Raw genomic sequence first — 22870 nt, forward strand, 5'->3', positions numbered from 1 at the left:
CTTATTCTGCGGCATCTTTATTTAACAAAACACCGGTCACTAAAAAACGAAGGTCCGAATCATGGTCAGAGGTACAGGTAGATAAGGTTAGTATCTTATCTTCTGTCGTAACCGCAATGTCATTTCTGACATTTGCAACTCTGTCTGTCGTTTCATATATGTGCTTTAAATAATCCGCATACACATATTCATTCGTATAATCAAAATTATCCAACAGGTGGATCGCTCTATACTCATATGCTGCGAACACCTGATAGACAAGTACTTTATCCGGTGTATAAATAAAGATATAGTTGTCTTTTGCAAAGAAATCTTTGTCTTCAAAATTATGCAGGGATGAAAACATCATTCCCTTGCTTGCACCTTTGCTGATATTGTGACCGTTGATCACTGTATGGATATCTGTGAAATCTTTGGAATTATAATCTTCTGTATAGATACAGCCCGGCAATCCTTCGCTGCCATCAAGATTGTGATTTAAGTAATATTCATTATCTGTTTCATGCCGGAGTATGGGATAATCTACATCTGTACCCGGCACATAGATCCATGCATAAATATCTTTGTTCTGATCCTTAAGTTCTGCCCAGTCTAAATTCTTCTCCGGTATCCCGATCCCTTGTAAGGCATCTTCTGTTTCTGCCTGCTGTATCAGAACAGCTTCTGTTGTTTCAACCGGTTCATTGACTGCTTCCACTGTCTGCTCTAATGTGTCTTTCGCCTGTTTTTCACTCTGTCCCTGCCATAACAGCAAAACGATCCCTGCTAATGCGATGACCACGAATATAATCAGTAGATACAGCCAGACTTTTTTCTTCTTTTCCATAGAACTTCCTCTCTCATCTGACTTTTGTTTCTGTCAGACGAAAATTGTATAACTCATCTTAAAATTATATATAATTTTACCATCTACTACGATCCATTGTCAATAAAACCGGGCATAGTGTTAGCTATCGTGTGATTACAGCTCTGCCTCGTAGAGGCATTTTAAATGGGCTGTAACCGTTGCTGGTCACACTGTTAGGTGTGAACAGTAACTCAAGCTTGCGTCTGAACAGTAACGGAGAGCCTCCACATATATTGTAATGTGGAAGCTCTCCTATCTTCATCTCTTTTATGTAGTTGCTTCTTTTTTCGCAAACAGGCGGTGCGTCTCTTTCTTTTTCGTACTGCCTTTTAGCTTTCTTGTATTTAATTCCCGGATTGCCGTATCTAACTTACGGAAACGTTCTTCTTCCTGTTCGTCCTGCTCCCGCATCAGGTAATTCATCTCTTTTAGGACACGGTCACCAACATTCTCACCGACTTCTCTGCCGAGTGCCTGATTATTTTCTGCCAGAGCCTCTTTTACAATACCGCTCATAAGCAGCCGGAACTGTGCCATTTTATCTTCATAAGCCTTCTCGTTAGAAACAGCAGATGCATGTCTTGCTTCTGCCATATTCCGCTGTGGCTGGCTAAGTTCATAATTCTCTGTCATAGCCTGCGATGTCAGTGCGGCGGCTTCTTCCGGATTTTTTCCACTCTGGATCACCATCTTGATTGCTTTTAACTGGTAACCCTGTTCTTTCAACTCTTTTATCTTAAGGAACTGCTGTATGTTTTCTTTCGTATAATAGCGATGCCCCATTTCATTACGCGGAATCTCAAGTTCTAATTCTTCTTCCCAGTAACGCAGTACATGTGCTTCTACTTTCACCATGTTAGCGGCATCTGAAATCATATAGCGTAGCTTGTCCAAATGAACTGCCTCCTTCCTCTCCTACTTATTATAGAGGAGAATCGCCGGATTCGCAATGAATTTTGGTCGGGCAGTTTCGACATAATACTATATGATGTCTGTTCTCTCATATGCCAGCAAACAGCCATTTTTTGCAATTTTCTACTTCTCCATATTGGCGAATTTCGTGTACTGCGGCAGCCATACCAGATTGACTGTTCCGATCGGGCCGTTTCTCTGTTTTGCAATGATGATCTCTGCGATATTTTTCATATCGGTATCTTTATTATAATAATCATCGCGGTATATAAACATAACCACGTCGGCATCCTGCTCGATCGCTCCTGACTCCCTAAGATCTGAAAGCATCGGTCTGTGGTCAGGACGCTGTTCTACCGCACGGCTGAGCTGTGATAAAGCAATAACCGGAACATTTAATTCTCTGGCAAGTCCCTTTAGAGATCTTGATATATCTGAGATTTCCTGCTGTCTGGAATCACTTCTTGTTCCATTACCGGACATCAACTGTAAGTAGTCGATGATGATCAGTTTCAGATCATGTTCTAACTTAAATTTTCTGCATTTACTTCTCAGTTCTGAAATCGAGATACCCGGTGTATCATCGATCAGTAAATGTGACTTACCAATGACTCCGGCACCTTCGATCAGCTTCTCCCAGTCACCGTCACTTAGATTACCGGATCGGAGTATCTGTGCATCTACGCGGGACTCTAACGAAAACAGTCGGTTTACTAACTGTTCCTTTGACATTTCCAGACTAAAGATCGCAGTTGCCATATCTTCATGGAATGCCACATATTGTGCGATATTTAATACAAATGCCGTTTTTCCCATAGATGGTCTTGCCGCAACTAAAATAAAATCCGATGGCTGTAAACCGGACATTTTATAATCAAGGTCAACAAATCCGGTCGGTATACCGGTAACATTGCCCTGTGTCTTAGATGCTTTTTCTATTTTCTCTAAAGCATTTAAAACAACTTCCTTGATTGGTACATAATCTCCGCCCCCTCGATTCTGGAGCAGATTAAATATACTCTTTTCGGTATCTGCAAGAATATCCTCTAATTCTCCCACACCGGCATAACACTGATTTTCAATTTCTTCAGTTACTTTGATCAGACGTCTTAAGACGGATTTGTCTTTTACGATCTGGGCGTATGACTTCACATTCGCAGAAGTCGGTACGGACGTGATCAGATCTCTTACAAATTCCAGACTGCTGACTTCTGCCGGCACATTCATTGCCTTTAACTTATCCTGCAATGTCACAAGATCGACCGGCTGTCCGGCATTATATAATTCCACCATTGCCTGAAATAACAGTCCATACTGCTGATGATAAAAATCCTCCTGTATGAGAATTTCCATCGATACAACGATTGCTTCTTTATCCATGATCATCGAACCGATGACAGACTGTTCTGCCTCAAGGCTGTTTGGCATGATCCTTTTTATCAGAGTTTCTTCCATGATTCTTCCTTACTTTTATTCTCCACTGACATGTACCCGTAAAATACCGGTTACTTTTGCATGAAGACGGATCGGTACTTCGTGGGTACCGAGAGTTTTTATGGATTCTTCTAACTGCATCTTCTTCTTATCAAGATCAAGACCTAACTGTGCTTTAGCAGCGGCAGAGATTTCTTTTGTAGAAACAGAACCAAACGTTTTTCCGCCCTCCCCTGTTTTTATCTTCACTTCGACTTTTAAATCTTCTAATTTCTTTGCTAATTCTTTTGCAGCTTCAAGATTTTCTTCTTCTACTTTCTGATGGTGTTTATTCTGTAATTTCAGATCATTTAAGTTTTTATTATTGGCTTCAACAGCTAATTTTTTACTGAAAAGTACGTTTCTTGCGTATGCATCATTTGCATTTACAACTTCACCTTTTTTTCCTAATGATTTCACATCTTCTAATAAGATTACTTTCATAGTTCGATTTCTCCTTCCTCAAGCATTTCATCTATTGTATCCTGTAATTTTACTTTTGCTTCTGATAACGTACAATCTGCTAACTGTGCTCCGGCTACGTTCAGATGACCACCGCCGCCTAAACGTTCCATGATAAGCTGTACATTGATCTCATCGATCGATCTTGAACTGATAAAGATCCTGCCCTGATATTCTGTCAAGACAAAAGAGGCCTTGATCCCTACGATATTTAACAATTCATCTGCTGCCTGTGCACCTACGATCGTCGGGCTGTCTACCTTGCCCGGACACATGGAAATGGCAAATGCACCTCTGTATACTTCTGCATGACGTACGATCTCTGCCCGCATCTTATAAGATGCCATATCGTTCCGCAGTAACTTACGGACTCTCGTCACTTCTGCACCGCATCTGCGCAGATAAGCTGCTGCCTCAAATGTACGCACGCCTGTTTTCGTCATAAAATTATTTGTATCGATCAGAATACCCGCATAGATACAGTCGGCTTCGCAGGCTTCTAATTTGATATTTTCCGTAAAATACTGCAATACCTCTGCAATCATCTCACAGGTAGAGGATGCATATGGCTCAATATAAGATAAGATCGGATTACGGATCACTTCATTGCCCTGTCTGTGATGGTCAAATACCACGATTGCATTGCCGCGCTCTAATAACTGCGGACACTCCGTATAGTTCGGACGGTTTGTATCTACGACCATGACTAACGTATTCCGATTTAAGATCTCCATCGCACGCTCGCTGTTGACAAAAAGATCTTCCGGATATCCCTTATCCGGTGTAAAACATTCCTTTAACGGACGTAGGGAAGATGTGACTTCATTTAATACGATCTGCGCTTTCTTGCCAAGAACCCTCGCTGCACAGTAAATACCGATCGCTGCACCAAACGAATCAACATCACTGATATGATGTCCCATGATCATGACATTATCACGGCTCTCTAAAGTTTCCCTTAACGCATGAGCCTTGACTCTCGCTTTGACACGGGTATTCTTCTCTACTGTCTTAGATTTACCACCGTAATAAGATACCTGTTCACCTTCTTTGACAACAACCTGGTCGCCACCGCGGCCTAAGGCAAGGTCGATCGCCATACGGCTGTATTCAGAATTATTGATATAATTATCTCCATTGATGCCGACACCGATACTTAAGGTGACAGCCATTTCATTTCCGACCTTGACACTCTTAACGTCTTCGATCAGACTGAACTTATCTTCTTCAAGCTGTGCTAAGTATTTGTATTTGAAAACGACGAAATACTTGTCTTTCTCTGTCTTACGCACTAATGCATCGACTTCTGAAAAATAATTATTGACCTTTCTGTCAACTAATGCGACTAACAGGGAACGCTTTACATCTTCGATACTGTCTAATGCTTCTTCATAGTTATCGATATAGACTAATGCTGCTACAAGTTTCTGGTCTGCGTTCTCTTTGATATAGTGGTTTAACTCCGTTTCGTCGAACAGATACAAGGCAAGAAGATACTGCTCTTTTTCTTCTGCTTCTACAATGTTGCTCTCCTCTGTCATCGACTCAAAATAAATGCGGTTCGTTTCTGCCCGAAAGATCTTATCTTCCCATACAACTTGAAAACTGGCTTCGTTTTCTTCTTTCATAAGCTGTTCTTTTGTGATCGATGGAAAAATACTGAAAATGGACTTATGATACTCTTTTCCTTTTCCGGTAACTTCTGCAAACTTCTTATTCAGCCATAAGATCCTTCCATTTACATCTAAAAGAGCATAGGGCACTTCAAAATTATTCAGAAGCCGCTTCTGTACAGTTGCATACTGCGTGGCAAAATTGATCATTTCTCTTGTCAATACCGGCTTATTCCGCAAAAATACCATCAATACACATACAAAATAGACCAAAAGAAATGCTGTCACCATCCCTCCGGCTCTTTTATCAAAAAAATAAATAGGAATATTTAAAAGCACTAAAAGAATCGTCAAATATAATGGCAGATATAGATAATTCCGCAGTCTGCCTTTTAATTTTAAATTCTGTTTCATGTTTCCTCCGCTTGCTAAGTCCTCTCTATATCTGATATACCATATGGATTATAGCATTTTTCATAACAGAGTTAAAGTATTTTTACATTACAGGTGAAGCACACGCTCCTTGATCTCCTGCGTTCTACCCTGATTCCAGTACTGCGTTCCGATATAACCGCAGGTACGTCTTGCAACACTCATCGTATTCTGATCCCTGTTTCCGCAATTTGGACATTCCCAGACTAATTTTCCATGCTCATCTGTAATGATCCCGATCTCACCGTCATATCCGCAGTTACTGCAATAGTCACTTTTTGTGTTCAATTCAGCATACATGATATTCTCATAAATGTGCTGCATGACCGCAAGTACTGCCGGAATATTATCTTTCATATCCGGTACTTCCACATAGCTGATCGCACCACCCGGGGAAAGTTTCTGGAATTGTGCTTCAAATGTCAGCTTCCGGAATGCATCGATTTCTTCTGTGACATGCACATGATAGGAATTTGTAATGTAATTCTTATCCGTCACTCCTTCGATAATGCCAAACCGCTTCTGCAGATTCTTTGCAAATTTATACGTCGTTGACTCTAACGGTGTTCCATATACCGAAAAATCAATATGTTCTTTTTCTTTCCATTTCGCACATGCATCATTCAAATGCTGCATGACTTCTAATGCAAATGGTGTTGCAGCCGGATCTGTATGATTCCTGCCTGTCATATAATGTACACATTCACACAATCCTGCATATCCTAAGGAGATCGTCGAATATCCATTCATCAGAAGTTTGTCGATAGTTTCTCCTTTTTTCAAACGTGCCAATGCACCATTCTGCCATAAGATCGGGGCTATGTCAGATTTTGTTCCCATCAGACGGTTATGTCTTGCCATCAATGCTTTATAACACAATTCTAACCGTTCATCAAATATCTTCCAGAACGCATCAAAATCCCCTTGGGAAGAACAGGCAACATCTACAAGATTGATCGTGCAGACACCCTGATTAAATCTTCCGTAAAACTTATACCGGTCTGTTTCATCTTTATAAACAGTAAGGAAAGAACGGCAGCCCATGCAGGTATAGACATTTCCTTCTTTTAATTCCTTCATGATCTTAGCAGATATGTAATCCGGCACCATTCTCTTAGCCGTACATTCCGCCGCAAGACGGGTAACATCCCAATATGGGCTTCCTTCTGTGATATTGTCCTCATCTAATACATAGATCAGCTTCGGGAATGCCGGTGTGATATAGACACCCTGCTCATTTTTCACACCGAGTATCCTCTGGTTTAAAATGGCACGGACAACCATTGCAAGGTCGTCCCGTTCCTGTCCTTCCGGTGCTTCATCTAAATACATGAATAATGTGATAAACGGAGCCTGTCCATTTGTGGTCATCAATGTTACGACCTGATACTGGATCGTCTGTACTCCCTTATCAATATCCTTTTCCACACGTTCTTCTGCCACTTTATAGATCTGCTCTTTTGTGGCATTGATCCCGGCATCTTTAAATTCTTCTTCAACTTCCTTACGGAATTTCTTTCTCGATGCCCCTACAAACTTAGAAAGATGGTATGCACTGATCGACTGCCCGCCATACTGGCTCGATGCAACCTGTGCAATGATCTGTGATGCAACTGTACAGGCAACTGAAAAAGAATTCGGTCTGTCGATCTTCGTTTCACTGATCACAGTCCCATTCTGGAGCATATCATCTAAATTGACCAGACAGCAGTTGTGGATATGCTGTGCAAAATAATCAGCATCATGGAAATGGATCAGACCTTTCTCATGCGCCTCCCATACATCCGGCGGGAGTAAAAAACGTCTGGTAATATCTTTGCTGACTTCTCCTGCCATATAGTCACGCTGTGTCGATGCCAAAAGCGGATTCTTGTTAGAGTTTTCCTGCTTTGCTTCTTCATTCTGGCTCTCAATGATCGTCATGATCTGGCCGTCTGTCGTATTTGACTGACGGACTAACTGACGTTTATAACGGTAAGTAATATACGCCCTTGCCACATGAAAAGCATCTGCCGCCATGATCTCATCTTCCACAGCATCCTGTATCTCTTCTACATTCATAGAGCGGATTGATGCTCTGCAGATCTCCTCTACATTCCGTGCGATCTTCTGGATCTGTTCGGTTGTCAGTCGTTCACCCGGCTGCACTTCCCTGTTTGCCTTATGAACAGCAGAAATGATCTTCGTGATATCAAATTCTACCTCTTCCCCACATCTTTTTATAATCTTCACCGTACTGCCTCCCAATAAAAATGCAATTTGAATGTATTGTATCACGTATCATATCAAAATAGCAACCCAAACAAAAGTATCAATGAGCAAATTGATTCAGGTGGTGATTTTTGCTTCGCAAAGCGAACTTTCATGCAAAAATCACCAGTTACTGCTCACGAAGTGAACAGTAACTCTTTTCATTCGTTTCTATATGTGATAAATTATAGGTATGTAACATATTAATCCGCACCATGTACTCCCGTACTTTTCTAAAAAGAACTGCTCTACAGGTACATCATACAAAACAGGAGAACTACATTATGAAAAAGGAAAAAAACAAAAACTTCTTACACTCCATTTCTGCTAAGATCACACTCGTTACAGTAGCTGTCATATTATTATCCCAGCTTGTCAGTCTGATCAATGCCGAAACATCTTCGAAATCTGCCCTTTTATCAACAAACGAAAACTATATCTACAGCCTTGCTGAAACTTCTGCAGAAATCATTGAATCGATGGGCAAAGATGAGAACACTGCTGATTATGCCCAATTTCTTGGTAATATCCATATGAAAGGGATTGAATCTTCTTACGCATATCTGGTTTCTTCAGATGGGATCATGCTTTATCATCCTACTGCAGACAAGATCGGAAAACCTGTAGAAAATTCTATAATCCTGAATGTTGTGTCACAACTTGCATCCGGCACAATCCCTGAGGATGATGTTGCTCTGTATAATTTTAACGGTACCATGAAATATGCCGCATATGCAATTACTAACCAGAAGGAAATCATTGTGATATCGGCTGACCAGTCTGAAATACTTGCACCGGTAAATGCCATGCGGATAAAAATGATCCTCTCTTCCCTGCTGATCACGCTCATCTGCATTATTGCCGTATATCTGTTCAGTCATTTTCTCTGCTTTTCCATCAAACGTCTTACAGATATTATTAATGATACTGCTGATCTAAACTTCAGACATAATCCATGGAGCTCTAAACTCTGTAAACGTAAAGACGAAACCGGTGAAATGGCTCGTTCTGTCCGGAAGATGCGTAAAAACCTCCGCGATATGATACATTATATCGATGAAGCAAGCACACAGATCACCGGAAATATCAATCAATTACAGCAGATCACAAATACCGTTGATAATATGTGTTCCGATAACTCAGCTACCAGCGAAGAATTAGCAGCCGGCATGGAAGAAACTGCTGCCACAACTGCTACGATCAATGAACACATCAATGACATCAAGATCAACGCTGACGAGATTACAACAATGGCAGTAAACGGTGCGAAAACATCTGACGAGATCATGGATCGTGCTGAAGAACTCCGCAAGAAAACGGTTGCTGCAAGCCATGCTACGCTGACAACTTACCAGACGGTAAAAGAAAAAGCAGATGCTGCAATCGCAGGATCAAAAGCAGTGGAAAAGATCAACGAATTATCCGGAACGATCATGGAGATTTCTTCACAGACCGGTTTATTAGCACTCAATGCTTCGATCGAAGCTGCCCATGCCGGTGAAGCAGGTCGTGGATTTGCCGTTGTTGCAACCGAGATCGGCAGCTTAGCAGACCAGACTTCAAAAGCGATTTCCGATATCGGTAATATTGTCAATGAAGTAAATACAGCCGTAGAACATATGTCAGAATGTTTAGAATATACAACGAACTTCCTTGAAAAGACGGTTCTTACCGAATACAAAGAATTTGAACAGGTCAGTGAACAGTATCACGAAGATGCGAATGTATTCAAAACCAGCATGAATACGGTCGAAAGTTCGATATCTTCTCTTTCTACTGCAATCGATACGATTGCGAATGCTTTAAATGGTATCAATGATACGGTTGGAGAATCTTCCTTAGGTGTTACGGATATTGCTGAAAAGACAAGTGACATGGTTGAAAAAACCGGAAATACACATGAAATGGTTTCACAGTGCCACAATTATACAGATCATTTACAGGATATTGTGCATCATTTTACGTTGGAGTAGAATGTGTTTTTAATTTCCTATATAAAATGGATATACCCTATTAAAAAACTTCCTACTGATATAATCAGATAGGAAGTTTTTTATAGGAAAAATTATTTTCTTGACAAATCCATTGTTTTTTACTTTCAAAAATCTCCCTTCATAACGTTTTTCCACTTAATGACTAATCTAAATTTTCTAATGCTTCCTCAAATTGCTCTTTTAAGTAATCATCAAAACAATCATTTTCTTCCTTAATATAACCACTTTGATCCCAAGATACAATTTTTCCAGTATTACAGTCAATACAATTCTGCCATTCATCAACATTCTCAATAATCACAAAATTTTGAGGCAAACCATATTTACGTGCATCAAGTGTTTCATCTACAAAAATAGCTCTTCCTGTCAGTCCAACTCCCATCACCTCTACTCCAGCAATTCCACCATGCCCATACTCTTTTAAAAATGTAATATACTGCTCAGGAAGTTTAACTCCTAGTTTTTTTTCAAATTCGTTAATAGACTTGTCCGATACTGTTACATGAGTAAAACTATGTTCATTTTCATACTGGTTAATTAAATTTCTCAAATCACTGTTCATTATTGTACCCTCCTAATAAATTCATTTGCACGCCATTTCCAATAAAACCTTCTAAAAGAACTATACTGACGACTTAAAGTTTTATCATTTCTAAAACTTTCACCATATCCTCGAAGTCCATGTAATTGTTTCTGATATTCCCGATGTGTCAATTCATGTATTTCTACCATTGGTCCAGCTTCTTTTTGTAAAACATGATGAAGTTCGATCGGTTTTCCATCTTTTCCTATCGGAGCATATCCTTCCATCATCCTCTGAAGATTAGTCATTCCCTTTTCTGAATCATAATAATTAAAATCTATATCATTTCGTTGATATACTCTTCTACTCACATCACGTTCCATTCCATTAACTTTAACACTTCCTTTAAATTGTATCGGTGTAAATATTCTTTTTCTAGCACCATAGGTATTGCCAAAATCATGCGATCCAGCTCCTGTTCCCATACTATCTCACCTCCAGCTGCCGGTGAGTTTGGGAAAATTCACTATCAAATTGAATAATCTTTACACCATTTTCTTTATATTTTCCGAAAATACTTTCAGGTGCAGAACCATATACAATAATAATTTGCGGTGTTAAACGCTTATACATTTCTGCTAAACCATGAATAAAATACTCTCTGTCTTCCTTGCACTTAATACATCCATGAGTACCTACAGAAACAGTACTAATTTTTTTCAATCCCACTAAAGCAAAATTCGTAGCTTCTTTCGTCAGCAAATCGGACATTTGGAATAACCTCCATACCATTTTCGCTCCACCAATGTGCTAAAGCTCTACCTTGATATGTACTCCACTTCTGCATACACAAAGGCATTTTTCGATATAAACTAAAATCCGGAGATATCACGCCCTTAAACCTTTTAAGTATTTTCAAATATTTATATGGTTGATTCCATATGCTTTTGCCTAAGCAAACGAACGAATTTGTATATCAGTCCATTCTTTTATAACCTTTTTTACTTGCACTGGGAATGAAATTATATCCCTAGACGCAACCAGAATTTCGTTTGCTAAAATATTTGCTCTCTTAGCTTCTTTATTCTACTTGCAAATGTTTCATTTCCCATATCGTCAACCATCCTTTCAATTATATTGTATATATACAATTATTTTGTCAAATGTTTTGTTCAGGTTAAATTATTTTGAACAACAACATTTTATATAAGATATAACCAACACCACCATATATTCCACTTTTTATTACTTACTGCCTCCAATTTTTCATAATATCCGTGCTATCAAAAAAGACCAACTACCGAATTGCGGTAGTTGGTCAATATTTTTTACTGATCTAATTTCAATAAAACTTAATCTGTTACATATGGCATTAAAGCGATATGACGTGCTCTCTTAATAGCAACTGTAAGAGCTCTCTGATGTTTTGCACAGTTTCCTGTGATTCTTCTTGGAAGGATTTTTCCTCTCTCAGAGATGTATCTCTTTAATTTGTTTGTATCTTTATAATCGATCACGTTATCTTTTCCGCAGAAAACGCAAACTTTTTTTCTTCTATGCATTGGTCTTCTCTTGAAAGATCCGCCTTCTTTGCCCTCTTTATTAAAAGCCATTTTCATTACCTCCTGTTAAATTGGAATCAACGATTCTGTTAATTGAACGGTAACTCTTCATCTATTCCATCCGGAATATTCATGAAGCCATCTCCTGCTGCTACGCTTGGTGATGGTCTGTCTGCCGGTGTAAATCCACCGTTTCCCTCACTGGCAGCTTTACTTTCTGCAAATTCCTGCTCCTCTACAACAACATCTGTTGTATAGACTTTCTGTCCATCCTTATTTGTATAACTTCCGGTCTGGATTCTGCCGGTGATCGCAATCTTAGTTCCTTTTCGTAAATATTTCTCAGCGAATTCGCCCTGACGTCCAAATGCAACACATCCGATAAAATCAGCGGTCTGCTGGTCACCTTCACGACGGAATCTTCGATCAACTGCGAGTGTATATCTTGCTATTGCGGTCGCCTGCTCACCTTGGGAATAACGAACCTCAGGATCTCTTGTCAGACGTCCCATAAGAATTACCTTATTCATATATTTTCCTCTTTTCTAATTATGCCTCGTCTTTTCTAACGCATAAGAAACGAAGAACATTATCCATAATACGAACGTTCTGCTCAACCTGTGCCGGAACAGTTGCGTCTGCATCAAACTGGATAAAATAATAGAAGCCTTCTCTCATTTTCTGGACTTCGTAAGCTAATCTTTTCTTACCCCAGTCCTCAACTTCTGTTACAGTTCCACCGAAACGAGTGATATACTCTTTCGCTTTCTCAACTGTAGCAGTTCTGGCATCATCTTCGATTTTTGCATTAACAACAAGTGCTAATTCATATTTGTTCATGCAATTGTACCTCCTTTTGGTCTCTGGCCCTTTTCTAAAAAAGAGCAAGGAATTATTAGTTTTTCACAAGTGTAAATATTAACACAAGTTTTATTCTAAATCAAGCGGTTTCCGAATTTCTTTTACATTTTTTTCAACTAATTTTCTTGCGATCATGATCTGATGTCCACATCCTAAACATTTCAAGCGGAAATCAGCTCCGACACGCAGTACTTCCCATTCAAAACTGCCACAGGGATGTTTTTTCTTTAATCTTACAATATCTCCTATCTCAAACTGCATATGCACACTCTCTTTTCTTACTTATTTTATTCCCGTATCGTAATAGAGGTAATGACCGGCTGGTCTGCTGCAGGAATCGTTCCATTGTTATCTGTCGGAACAGCATCCTTGCAGATCGCATCGACGATATCCATGCCTTCTGTCACATAACCGAATACGGCATATTCCCCATCTAAAAATGTACTGTCCTCATGCACGATAAAAAACTGTGAACTTGCACTGTCATATTCACTCGATCTTGCCATGGAAATGGCTCCTCTGGTGTGGGAAAGCGGATTATCAAATCCATTGCTTTTAAATTCTCCTGTGATCGTCTGGTCGGAACCACCGGTTCCATCTCCGTTTGGATCACCACCCTGTATCATAAACCCTGATATGATGCGGTGGAATGTCAGTCCATCGTAAAATCCGCTTTTTGCAAGTGATACAAAATTCTCTACTGTTTTTGGTGCATGTTTGGCATCTAATGCAACGGTGATCGTTCCATAGTCTTTTACATCAATATCTGCGTAATAAGATGCATCTGCTGTCACATTTTCTGCTGTGTCTTTTGTATCTGCCGTACTCTCATCATTTGCCGTCTGGTCTGTGTTATCGGAACCTGTGCTTCCCTCTGATCTTGTAACTGCTATAATAATTCCTACACACAGTAAAAATACTGCTGCAACAACTGCAACTAAAATTGCCGTCTTCTTTTTTGGATCCATCTGTGCTTTCTTTTGTTTTTTCTTACTCATTTTTGTTTCCTTTTCTTCATAATGTTGTCTGATTTATAGCTCAATCTGTGAGAATATTTCTCCGATGTTTCCTTCGATCTTAAGGTCTGCCCTGCGGTCTAATGGTGTTGTTGATTTATTGATCAGCACTAACTTATTGCCGCAGTAATAATCGATCAGTCCTGCTGCCGGATATACCGCAAGTGAAGTTCCACCAATGATCAGTATATCTGCCTGTGAAATATAATAGATCGCCTGACGCATCGTTTCATCATCTAAACCTTCTTCATATAATACAACATCGGGTTTGATCTCTCCATCACAGACATCACATTTTGGTGTTCCTTTGCTATTTAAAATATATTTTGCATCAAAGAATTTCCCACACTTCTGACAGTAGTTTCTATGTACACTTCCATGAAGTTCTAAAACCTTCTTACTTCCTGCCGCCTGATGCAGTCCGTCAATATTCTGCGTAATGACCGCTTTTAATTTTCCTGCTGCTTCTAATTCTGCCAGTTTCTTATGTGCTGCATTCGGCTTTGCATCTAAATACAGCATCTTATTCTTATAGAAGCGATAAAACTCTGCGGTATTTCCCATATAAAATGAATGGCTTAAGATCGTTTCCGGCGGATAATCATACTCCTGATGATACAATCCATCCACGCTTCGAAAATCCGGTATCCCACTCTCTGTTGATACACCGGCACCTCCAAAAAACACAATATTATTGGAATCTTTTACCCACTGTACAAATTGTCTGATTTCATCTGTCATTGCACACACCTCCATTAACTTTGATTTTAGCACAATTATTTTCAGAATCCAACGCAAAAAGGACAGGTTTGAAGAAAAAATACCCAAAACCTGTCCTTTTTATTCATGCCTCATTTTAAGATGTGCCAGATCATCTACACATTAAATTTTTCTCTTACGATTCCCGCAATGACTTTTGCTGTTCCTTCTGCGCCTAAAAGCGAGCTGTCAATCAAAAGATCCTTATGTTCAATATCCGATGGAAGGAATTTTGCATACTTTTTATGATAAGCATCTCTTGCCTTGTCAACTTCCGTGATCATTTTGACTGCATCTGTCTTATACAGGTTGCTGCAAAAAATCCATACGACTTCAGCCACAGATTTACAAAATACGTTAATATAAATCCTGTCACTCCAACGGATGTAGCCGCAAACCCTAATGCCATGCATATCCATTGCCTTATGGATATCATCTTCTGTTATTGTCAGTGGTGGAACAAACCGGATGACATCTGCGCCTGCCATACATACCAATAGTCCCTTGTCAAATGCTTTTCTTTCAAACGCCTCTCTGTCGACGGTAACTACGATTCCCCTGCATCAATCCCATGCCCCGGTGTCCGGCAGCTGTCTTTGGATGCTTTTTACACATGTCTAAGATACCCTCTTTTAGTACCGGTGCCATTTTATTGACATTGCCGACCAGATCTAACTTATCATAAATCTTAAAGACTGCACACACAGCAGCCATACAAAGTGGATTCGCTCCATAGGTATTTCCATGTTCACCCGGTTTCACACCATAGAGATCATGTGCAAATAATGAACCAAGCCGTCCCATACCACATTGAACTTCATCAAAGATCAGGATAATGTCTTTTTCATCGCACAACTTACGAAGTCCTTTTAAAAATTTGGGATCTATGATAACCGGATACAGCTTATCTCCATATAACAGATGTTCTTTAAAAACGGTGTTGCACAGCAGATTTTTGAAAATGTGAACAATGATATACGCTCTCTGATCGTCATTCCCTATGACCGGCAGGCAACTTTATACGAATATTTATTTATGCAGATGTTTCAATTTAAAGCTGCGGTATTAAACGACCGCTATTATGAATTATTTTCTCTTTCTATGTCAGAAGAAGCAACCTCTAAAAGTGTAAAAGAGCTTTACTATGACTGTAATATCCGCTTTTCAAGCCACAGCTCAACAGATTCCGCATACTTTATCATGACTTCCGCTCTTTTGATCGGAATGAAATCGGAACTGATCCGGCTCTCACGCAAGTCTGATATGGATGAGATCACACTCGATAAAACACTGGATTTCTTTGTAAAAGAACTATTAGAATTTATCCACCCTGCAAAGGTAGAAGATTTAGATGAGTACAAACATAAACTTCTGTCTGATTTCGACACTTATTATGTCGATATCGTTAAAGGATTTACACCTGTCCTTGTAAAGATTCCCTAGACAGCAAAAAATATCCATGCATATTGCATGGATATTTTTAAGTTGCGGGGACAGGATTTGAACCTGTGACCTTCGGGTTATGAGCCCGACGAGCTTCCAGACTGCTCCACCCCGCGTCATTATGGAATTACCAATTTCTTAACTGCAAAAGATATTATAGCCCTTTCTTTTGTAAATGTCAAATTTTCAGCAAAACCGATAACACCGGCATCGTGAATACCGATAAGACCGTTGTGACTGCGATCACTTTTGATGCAGTCAGATATTCCTTATCATACTGCTGGGCAAGCATAGATACCATGGAACCTGCCAGCGTTGCCATAACAACAAACAGAACGATCTGCATCATCGTATCCTCTGTGATCCGAAAGACGATCTGCATGATGATATAAGGTATGACCAACAGACGAATGGCAGAAAACATAAGCAGTTTCAGTATCACATACAGCACAACGGCTGCTGTTAAAACAGACAATAACTCTGACTTACTGATGGTATTTCCGATACATCCTGACAGGATCAGTGCCGGATTTGCAATATTTACGATCAGCCATGAGATGGCTTTTGCCGCTTTTTCATCAAGTATATTTTTTCTTGCCATTACATAGCCTGCTGCCATCATAATGCCAAAGATCATCATCTGTTTTAACAAGATCATTTTATGCGTCCTCGCCAAATTTTATCTTACGGTACTGACAGATCAGATCTACCGCCTTATCCCTGCCGACTCTGTCTGAATTGATCGTCATATCATAGGCAACCGGATCACGCCAGTCTTTTCCGTGTGTATAGTATTTATAATAATCATATCGGTATTTATCTGTTTCTGATATTAATTTATGCGCTTCTTTCTCAGATATTCCAAGTTTTCTTGTAATGGATTCGACACATGCCTTCCTTGGTGCTTCTATGTACACACTGATGACATTGTCAAAATCTTTTAAGACCATATTCGCAGCCTTACCTACAATAATGCAGGATTCTGTTCGTGCCAGACTCTTGATCAGTTCTGACTGGATATGAAACAGATTGTCCGATTTTACAAACTTCGGACTGTTCGGATCTACAACATATTTATTCGGCATACTGCCTAAAAGCATCGAAAATTTGTGTCCGACTAATTTTTCATCTGATTCTGCAAATAAGCCTTCTGCAATCCCACTTTCTTCGGATGCCATGGTCAATATCTGTCTTTCGTACCATGGGATTCCCAGCCTGTCTGAGAGTTTCTGTGCAATTTCTTTTCCGCCCGATCCATATCCGCGGGCGATTGTGATCACATAATTTTTCATATCATTCCCCTCCTTTTTGTTTTCTCAAAGGAAAATACCGTTCCATAATTTCTCTGTTTTCTCCGATCGGCGGCTCATGACCATCCGGGATCAGGCTTTCATAGGTTCTTCCATTCATAACCGTCTTCCATTCCTGTTGTGCTTTATTTAAGATGTCTTTATCGTTCATCACATCGACTGCTGAACCAGCCATGATCATAGCTGCCTGATCTAAACATTTCTTTCCGACACTTCCGCCTGCTAATGCTGTCACCATCCAGTTATGCCAGCTTCCCGATGGTGCCATCGCCAGATGGAAACTCGCATATGGTGCATTCCATGAAAATTCCGATGCATCGGTAATGATCGTTTCACTGAATCCAAATGGCTTGATACCACTTGGCAGTCCTACAGATGGAAGTCTTGCATTTTTTTGGATCTGTTTTACAAATTCCTGTTCCTCTTTGGAATACTTTGGTGTTCCGATTTCTACAAGGTTATCATAAACGACTTTCGAAAGTGTTTTATTCGGAAGCTTCGGATGCGTAAAGGTAATAAGCCTTTCGGACACGGTTGTTTCTGTTGCCATGGCGGCTCCTTTTGCACATTTTGAAATCCGTTTATACGCATCCTGTGCCACACCAAGGTCATTAAATCTTCCATACAGCATAATACTTGTCGTATCGGGTACAACATTGGCAAATGATGGGCCTGTGTCTGTAAAGGTATAATTGATGGTGTGGGCTGCTGCCGGACCGTTCGGTATCAGATGCTCTCTCAAGATCTCGATCGCATGTCCAAACAGCATACCGGCATCTAATGCACTTCTTCCTTCCCATGGAGATGCTCCATGACAGGTCTTTCCTTCAAAGGAATACTGCACGATAAAAACAGAATTACAGATATCATAATCTGCCATATTATCACTCCATGGATGCCAGTCAAAAAAGCAGTCAACGTCTTTATAACTTCCTGTTTTTCCAACAACCGGTTTTCCGACGCTCGCTTCTTCGTATGGAGAACCAAATAACTTGATGGTTCCTTTCATGCCAAACTGCTTCATTCCGGCACTTAAGGCAAGTCCGGCCATGAGAGCTGCCGGTCCTAGGATATTATGTCCGCAGCCCTGTCCCGGTGCCCCTTTGATGACCGGATCGATCTGACAGGAATCTTTTTTCTGGGAGAGCCCCGGCAGACAGTCATACTCCACATTGATGCCTATGACCGGTCTGCCTTCTCCGTATTCTGCCACGAAGGCTGTCGGCAGTCCTCCGACACCGGTTTTTACGGAAAAATCATACTTTCGAAGTATTTCTGTCATTCGATTTGATGCTTCATATTCTTCTAATCCTAACTCCGGATGTTCCCACATAAAATCAGATAATTCATGTATTTCCTGTTTATGTTCTTCGATCCATTGCAGGATATATGCCTTGATCCCATGATTACCCATAAGCTCATCTCCCATCTTACAATTATAGAAATATAACTATTTATACCCTACCCATACAGGTTCTGATATATACCATATACCTCCTCTTTTGACAGCGGTGTATAATTATTTGCGGTAAGTCTGCCCTGCTTTGTCATAACATTTTCGGTAAATACGGCAAGTTCTTCTTCTTTTACGCCATATTCCTTTAACGTTTTTTTCGGTAAGATTGCCGATAATAACGTTTCTAAACGTTCGTATACATCAGAACCGTCTCCACCGACGATCGATGTTAAAAGTTCATTTAGTATACGGATCTTTCCATCCGGTGCTAACCGGTTATATACCTTAAATACTTCGGTAAACACAACATAGTTTGCTTCGCCATGCGGTACATGGTATGTTCCTGAAAACGGCATGCTCATTGCATGTACTGCTGCACAGCCTGCATTGCCAAATGCAATCCCAGCATACGTGCTTGCTAATAAAAATTCTTTGATATGCTCATTTCTGGCTGCTTCCCCATGTGCTACGATCTCCTGATATCCATGTAAGATCAATTTGATCGCTTCAACGGAAAACATCTCTGTAAATGGATTTGCCTTTGGTGATAAGTAAGACTCGATCGCATGGATCAGTGCATCGATCGAACTTGTTGCAAAAAACCGGAACGGCAGTTTTTCTAATAATTCCGGTATCAAAACTGCATAATCTGCAAATTCCTCATCGGTCTGCAAACCTAACTTTGTCCCTCTGACGGTTAATTCGATGACCGATACACTTGTAACCTCACTTCCGGTTCCACAGGTCGTCGGTATAATGATCAGCTCTTTTGTCTTTTTCGTCGGAATCTTCTTTTCAAACAGATCGACTACCGGAGAGATCGTTTCCTGTGCGATGATCTTCGCAATATCAATGATACTTCCACCGCCGATTGCAATGACTCTTTTGTATTCTAAATCCTTAATATCCTGATAGAGTGCTTCTACCATAAGATCCGTCGGTTCTCCTTTTCCATATTTCTTAAGAAAAACTACGGTCGCACCATCTGCACAACCATCAAAAAATCCTTCAAAATAGGTCGGGTTGGTAAGGATCAGATCTCCTTTTCCGACTTCAAACTGCTCACAGAACGCTTTACAACTGTCTATTTGGCATAATGTTGGTTTTACCCGAAACTGACTCATCATAGTTGTTATCTCCTTCTATATGATATGATATATCCCGATCACTCCATTATTACGCAATTATGAAAGTTCACGGATACCATCTTCTAAGATCTTCATGCCAGCTTCTAACTGCTCATCAGTAATGACTAATGGAGCTAAGAAACGGACAACGTTTAAATAAGTACCTGCATTTTCAATCAATAATCCATGGTTTGCGCAATACTGAACAAGTTTTGTGACTAATTCTGTATTTGGCTCTTTTGTAACCGGATCTTTTACAAATTCAATACCGATCATGGCTCCAAGTCCTCTGATATCACCGATCACCGGAAGTTCTTCTTTTAGTCCATTGAAACGGTCACGCAGTTTATTTCCGATCGTCATTGCTTTTCCTGCAAAATCTTCTTTTTCCATGATATCAATAACTTTTAATGCGGATGCACATGCTAAAGCATTTCCACCGAATGTACCACCGATGACACCACCCGGTACGGATTCCATGATCTCCTCTCTTGCTACGATCGCAGAAAGCGGAACTCCGGCTGCGATTGATTTTGCAGTTGCAAGGATATCCGGTGCACAGCCTGCTTCTGCCCAGTAACAGGAGGCAAACATTTTTCCGGTACGGCAGAAACCACTCTGCACTTCATCTACAACGAGCATGATGCCTTTTTCATCACAGATCTTACGGACTGCTTTTACCCATTCGATCGGTGCCGGAATGAATCCGCCTTCACCCTGTAACGGCTCAAGTACGATTGCTGCTACATATTCTGCCGGAGATGCTTCTTCAAACACATCATTTAATTTTTTAAGATAAAAGTTGATTGCTTCTTCCTCTGTCATTCCTTCCGGTTTCCGGTACAGATATGGATATGGTGCACGGTATACACCGTCTGGGAATGGTCCCATTCCTACTGCATAGGATTTCTTACTTGTCATCGCCATGGTAAGTGCTGTTCTACCATGGAATGCTCCTGTAAATACAATGATATTCGGGCGTTTTGTAAATGCTTTTGCGATCTTAACAGCATTTTCATCTGCTTCTGCACCTGAATTTGTAAAGAAAGTCTTTTTTACTTCTCCTTTGACTGGTGCGATCTCATTCATTTTTTCTGCTAATGCAACATAACCTTCATGTGTTGTAATGTTAAACATAGAATGAAAAAATCTCTGTGCCTGTTCGGTAACTGCTTCAACAACTTCCGGTTTTGAATAGCCCATATTTAAAACACCGACTCCTCCAACCCAGTCAAGGAAGTAGTTTCCATCTACATCCTCGATCATTGCACCTTCTCCGCGTTTGATCACACATGGATAAACGCAGCGGATCGCTGACGGTGTTGCTTTCTTTCTTCTTTCGATGATCTCACTTGCTTTTGGTCCCGGTAATGTGTCTGTAATGATCTTTGGTAATTCTTCTCTTAACATAATCGTCTCCTCCTGCCTCTTATTTATATTCTTCCATTGTTGCTTTATAAATTCCCTGTGGTGGCAGAGTGCCATCCGGGATCAATGTCACATATTCTTTATCTTTGATCTGTTCTTCAAACTCTTTTGCTGCCTGTTCTAAAATAGCTGGGGTTTTGATGACTTCAATATTTGATACTGCTAATATCTTTGCCGCCTGTACCATACCTTTAAATCCAATGCTTCCACCTGCACAGGCTGCTACTTTCCAGTTATGCCAGCCGCCTTGTGGTGCTGTAACGACACGGAAATTTGCTGTCGGTGCTTTCCAGCTGTACTCTGCCATATCGGTCACGCCACAGCCGCATTTTCTGGTTGGAATGATACCGGTCGGCAGTCCACTTTCTTCTAATCCTTCAAATTTCTGCATTTCTTTTACCATTGCAATTTCTTCTTCGGTATAAGTTATCGGTGGCAGCAGCTTCATGTTATCCTCGATTACTTTTGTCAATGCCGCATTCGGGATCTTTTCCCTTGAAGCAGAAATAAATTCTTTTTCTATCTCTGTACCGGAAGCTAACGCTCCTGCTTTTGCACAAGCATCCACCCGTTTCATAACATCTGACATCTCTGCACTGTCTGTAAACCGTCCGACTACCCATAAAGACGCATGATCCGGAACGACATTCGGGATTTCAGGTCCCGCATCATTAAAGGTATAATTGATCGTATTTGCCCTGCTTGCCTCTGCCGGTTTGATATGCTCCCGCAAAAATTCGATCGCATGGGAAGTCCATATCGCACCATCTAGGGCGCTTCTTCCAAACCATGGTGAATTTCCATGTGCCTGTCTTCCTTTATAGTGATAGCGGACATTGAAAAAGGCATTACATACATCTTCATCTGCTCCATTCTCAAAGCTCGGATGCCAGTCGAGTACATAGTCCAAATCATCAAACAGACCTGCTTTTGCCATAAATGGTTTTCCGACACAGATTTCTTCTGCCGGTGTTCCAAAGACTTTTATGGTTCCTTCGATTTCATTTTTTTCCATGACCTCTTTTAATGAAACTGCTGCAAGTACTGCCGCTGTTCCTAAAAGATTATGTCCACAGCCATGTCCCGGTGCTCCTTCTTTTACCGGATCAGGATATGGTGTATCGGCCTTCTGTGAAAGTCCGGGCAGGCAGTCATATTCAACGCTCATTCCTATGACCGGATGTCCGCTGCCAAAAGTCGCCACGAATGCTGTTTGCATATCAGCAACATTTCTTGTGACACTAAAGTCATATTTTTCCAGGGTATGTGCCAACAGGGAAGATGCATACTGTTCTTCAAGTGCCAGTTCCGGGTTTTCCCAGATTTCCTTTGCCAGTGCTATAAATTCCTCTTTATGTTCTTCTATATGTTCTAAGGCTTCTTTCTTTAACGCATCCATGAA

At 40.4% G+C, this 22870-nt stretch carries 26 protein-coding genes and 1 tRNA gene; 2 read left to right on the forward strand and 25 right to left on the reverse strand.

The genetic code is table 11. The features are described from left to right. Position 1: 1 nt before the first annotated feature. From H8S17_RS06680 to nrdD, 6 genes are all read right to left on the reverse strand, one after another. Positions 2-826, reverse strand: coding sequence for a class B sortase (locus tag H8S17_RS06680; protein WP_186866696.1), 825 nt, complete (start codon positions 824-826; stop codon positions 2-4). Between the two features lie 288 nt (positions 827-1114). Continuing rightward, entirely contained in the window at positions 1115-1741 is a 627-nt protein-coding gene (locus tag H8S17_RS06685; RefSeq protein WP_186866697.1) for a MerR family transcriptional regulator, read from the reverse strand. 141 nt (positions 1742-1882) lie between these two features. Beyond that, positions 1883-3214, reverse strand: a complete 1332-nt coding sequence (gene dnaB, locus H8S17_RS06690; RefSeq protein ID WP_178051402.1) for a replicative DNA helicase — start codon at positions 3212-3214, stop codon at positions 1883-1885. Positions 3215-3229: 15 nt separating this feature from the next. Then, positions 3230-3676 carry a 50S ribosomal protein L9 gene (gene rplI / locus H8S17_RS06695; protein WP_178051403.1) on the reverse strand — a complete coding sequence of 149 codons (447 nt, stop codon included), beginning with the start codon at positions 3674-3676 and terminating at the stop codon, positions 3230-3232. After that, positions 3673-5721: a DHH family phosphoesterase gene (locus tag H8S17_RS06700; protein ID WP_186866698.1), complete on the reverse strand. Its 2049-nt coding sequence runs from the start codon at positions 5719-5721 to the stop codon at positions 3673-3675. Before H8S17_RS06700 ends, rplI begins: the two co-directional genes overlap by 4 nt. Before the next feature lie 87 nt (positions 5722-5808). Continuing rightward, a complete protein-coding gene (gene nrdD / locus H8S17_RS06705) occupies positions 5809-7971 on the reverse strand; it encodes an anaerobic ribonucleoside-triphosphate reductase (protein WP_186866699.1) in 2163 nt (720 codons plus the stop codon). A gap of 302 nt (positions 7972-8273) precedes the next feature. Between nrdD and H8S17_RS06710 the strand changes: the two genes are divergently transcribed. Further along, on the forward strand, positions 8274-9962 hold the full coding sequence (locus H8S17_RS06710; RefSeq protein WP_186866700.1) for a methyl-accepting chemotaxis protein: 1689 nt from the start codon (positions 8274-8276) through the stop codon (positions 9960-9962). A gap of 163 nt (positions 9963-10125) precedes the next feature. Here H8S17_RS06710 and H8S17_RS06715 read toward each other — a convergent pair whose 3' ends face one another. The 12 genes from H8S17_RS06715 to H8S17_RS06765 all read right to left on the reverse strand — a co-directional run bounded on the left by H8S17_RS06715 (position 10126) and on the right by H8S17_RS06765 (position 15715). Continuing rightward, complete coding sequence (locus H8S17_RS06715; protein WP_186866701.1) at positions 10126-10545, reverse strand: SMI1/KNR4 family protein; 420 nt, start codon at positions 10543-10545, stop codon at positions 10126-10128. Beyond that, the gene (locus tag H8S17_RS06720) at positions 10545-10991 is read right to left on the reverse strand and encodes an HNH/ENDO VII family nuclease (RefSeq protein ID WP_186866702.1); all 447 of its coding nucleotides are present in this window, start codon (positions 10989-10991) and stop codon (positions 10545-10547) included. Before H8S17_RS06720 ends, H8S17_RS06715 begins: the two co-directional genes overlap by 1 nt. A 1-nt stretch (position 10992) precedes the next feature. Then, positions 10993-11277 carry a DUF4417 domain-containing protein gene (locus H8S17_RS06725; protein WP_207723379.1) on the reverse strand — a complete coding sequence of 95 codons (285 nt, stop codon included), beginning with the start codon at positions 11275-11277 and terminating at the stop codon, positions 10993-10995. Then, positions 11216-11398: a DUF4417 domain-containing protein gene (locus H8S17_RS17230; RefSeq protein WP_408639429.1), complete on the reverse strand. Its 183-nt coding sequence runs from the start codon at positions 11396-11398 to the stop codon at positions 11216-11218. Before H8S17_RS17230 ends, H8S17_RS06725 begins: the two co-directional genes overlap by 62 nt. 460 nt (positions 11399-11858) lie before the next feature. Continuing rightward, on the reverse strand, positions 11859-12119 hold the full coding sequence (gene rpsR, locus H8S17_RS06730; protein ID WP_178051201.1) for a 30S ribosomal protein S18: 261 nt from the start codon (positions 12117-12119) through the stop codon (positions 11859-11861). Between the two features lie 38 nt (positions 12120-12157). Then, entirely contained in the window at positions 12158-12598 is a 441-nt protein-coding gene (locus H8S17_RS06735) for a single-stranded DNA-binding protein (protein WP_178051200.1), read from the reverse strand. A 19-nt stretch (positions 12599-12617) separates the two neighbouring features. Further along, a complete protein-coding gene (gene rpsF / locus H8S17_RS06740; RefSeq protein WP_178050923.1) occupies positions 12618-12908 on the reverse strand; it encodes a 30S ribosomal protein S6 in 291 nt (96 codons plus the stop codon). Between the two features lie 90 nt (positions 12909-12998). Beyond that, positions 12999-13190, reverse strand: coding sequence for a DUF951 domain-containing protein (locus tag H8S17_RS06745; RefSeq protein ID WP_207723381.1), 192 nt, complete (start codon positions 13188-13190; stop codon positions 12999-13001). A gap of 26 nt (positions 13191-13216) precedes the next feature. Beyond that, positions 13217-13927 (reverse strand): peptidylprolyl isomerase, encoded by a 711-nt coding sequence (locus tag H8S17_RS06750; protein WP_243237995.1) that lies wholly within the window; start codon positions 13925-13927, stop codon positions 13217-13219. Between the two features lie 33 nt (positions 13928-13960). Next, entirely contained in the window at positions 13961-14686 is a 726-nt protein-coding gene (locus H8S17_RS06755; RefSeq protein WP_186866703.1) for an NAD-dependent protein deacylase, read from the reverse strand. A 134-nt stretch (positions 14687-14820) separates the two neighbouring features. Beyond that, positions 14821-15192, reverse strand: coding sequence for a nucleoside/nucleotide kinase family protein (locus H8S17_RS06760; protein WP_186866704.1), 372 nt, complete (start codon positions 15190-15192; stop codon positions 14821-14823). Positions 15193-15226: 34 nt separating this feature from the next. Next, on the reverse strand, positions 15227-15715 hold the full coding sequence (locus tag H8S17_RS06765; RefSeq protein ID WP_330595670.1) for an aminotransferase class III-fold pyridoxal phosphate-dependent enzyme: 489 nt from the start codon (positions 15713-15715) through the stop codon (positions 15227-15229). Here H8S17_RS06765 and H8S17_RS06770 point away from each other — a divergent pair. Continuing rightward, positions 15668-16147 (forward strand): hypothetical protein, encoded by a 480-nt coding sequence (locus tag H8S17_RS06770; RefSeq protein ID WP_186866706.1) that lies wholly within the window; start codon positions 15668-15670, stop codon positions 16145-16147. The genes H8S17_RS06765 and H8S17_RS06770 overlap by 48 nt on opposite strands. Positions 16148-16189: 42 nt before the next feature. Here H8S17_RS06770 and H8S17_RS06775 read toward each other — a convergent pair. The 7 genes from H8S17_RS06775 to H8S17_RS06805 all read right to left on the reverse strand — a co-directional run bounded on the left by H8S17_RS06775 (position 16190) and on the right by H8S17_RS06805 (position 22867). Beyond that, positions 16190-16263, reverse strand: a tRNA-Met gene (locus tag H8S17_RS06775). Positions 16264-16325: 62 nt separating this feature from the next. After that, positions 16326-16805 carry an AEC family transporter gene (locus tag H8S17_RS06780; protein WP_186866707.1) on the reverse strand — a complete coding sequence of 160 codons (480 nt, stop codon included), beginning with the start codon at positions 16803-16805 and terminating at the stop codon, positions 16326-16328. Between the two features lies 1 nt (position 16806). Next, complete coding sequence (locus H8S17_RS06785; protein WP_186866708.1) at positions 16807-17439, reverse strand: cytidylate kinase-like family protein; 633 nt, start codon at positions 17437-17439, stop codon at positions 16807-16809. 1 nt (position 17440) lies between these two features. Continuing rightward, on the reverse strand, positions 17441-18871 hold the full coding sequence (locus tag H8S17_RS06790; protein WP_186866709.1) for an amidohydrolase: 1431 nt from the start codon (positions 18869-18871) through the stop codon (positions 17441-17443). 47 nt (positions 18872-18918) lie between these two features. Further along, positions 18919-20040 (reverse strand): 4-hydroxybutyrate dehydrogenase, encoded by a 1122-nt coding sequence (locus H8S17_RS06795; protein ID WP_330595658.1) that lies wholly within the window; start codon positions 20038-20040, stop codon positions 18919-18921. A 57-nt stretch (positions 20041-20097) separates the two neighbouring features. Further along, entirely contained in the window at positions 20098-21450 is a 1353-nt protein-coding gene (locus H8S17_RS06800; protein ID WP_186866710.1) for an aspartate aminotransferase family protein, read from the reverse strand. Positions 21451-21469: 19 nt separating this feature from the next. After that, positions 21470-22867, reverse strand: a complete 1398-nt coding sequence (locus H8S17_RS06805) for an amidohydrolase (RefSeq protein WP_186866711.1) — start codon at positions 22865-22867, stop codon at positions 21470-21472. Positions 22868-22870 lie beyond the last annotated feature (3 nt).

It is taken from the genome of Roseburia zhanii, assembly GCF_014287635.1.
Lineage (GTDB): Bacteria > Bacillota > Clostridia > Lachnospirales > Lachnospiraceae > Roseburia_B > Roseburia_B zhanii.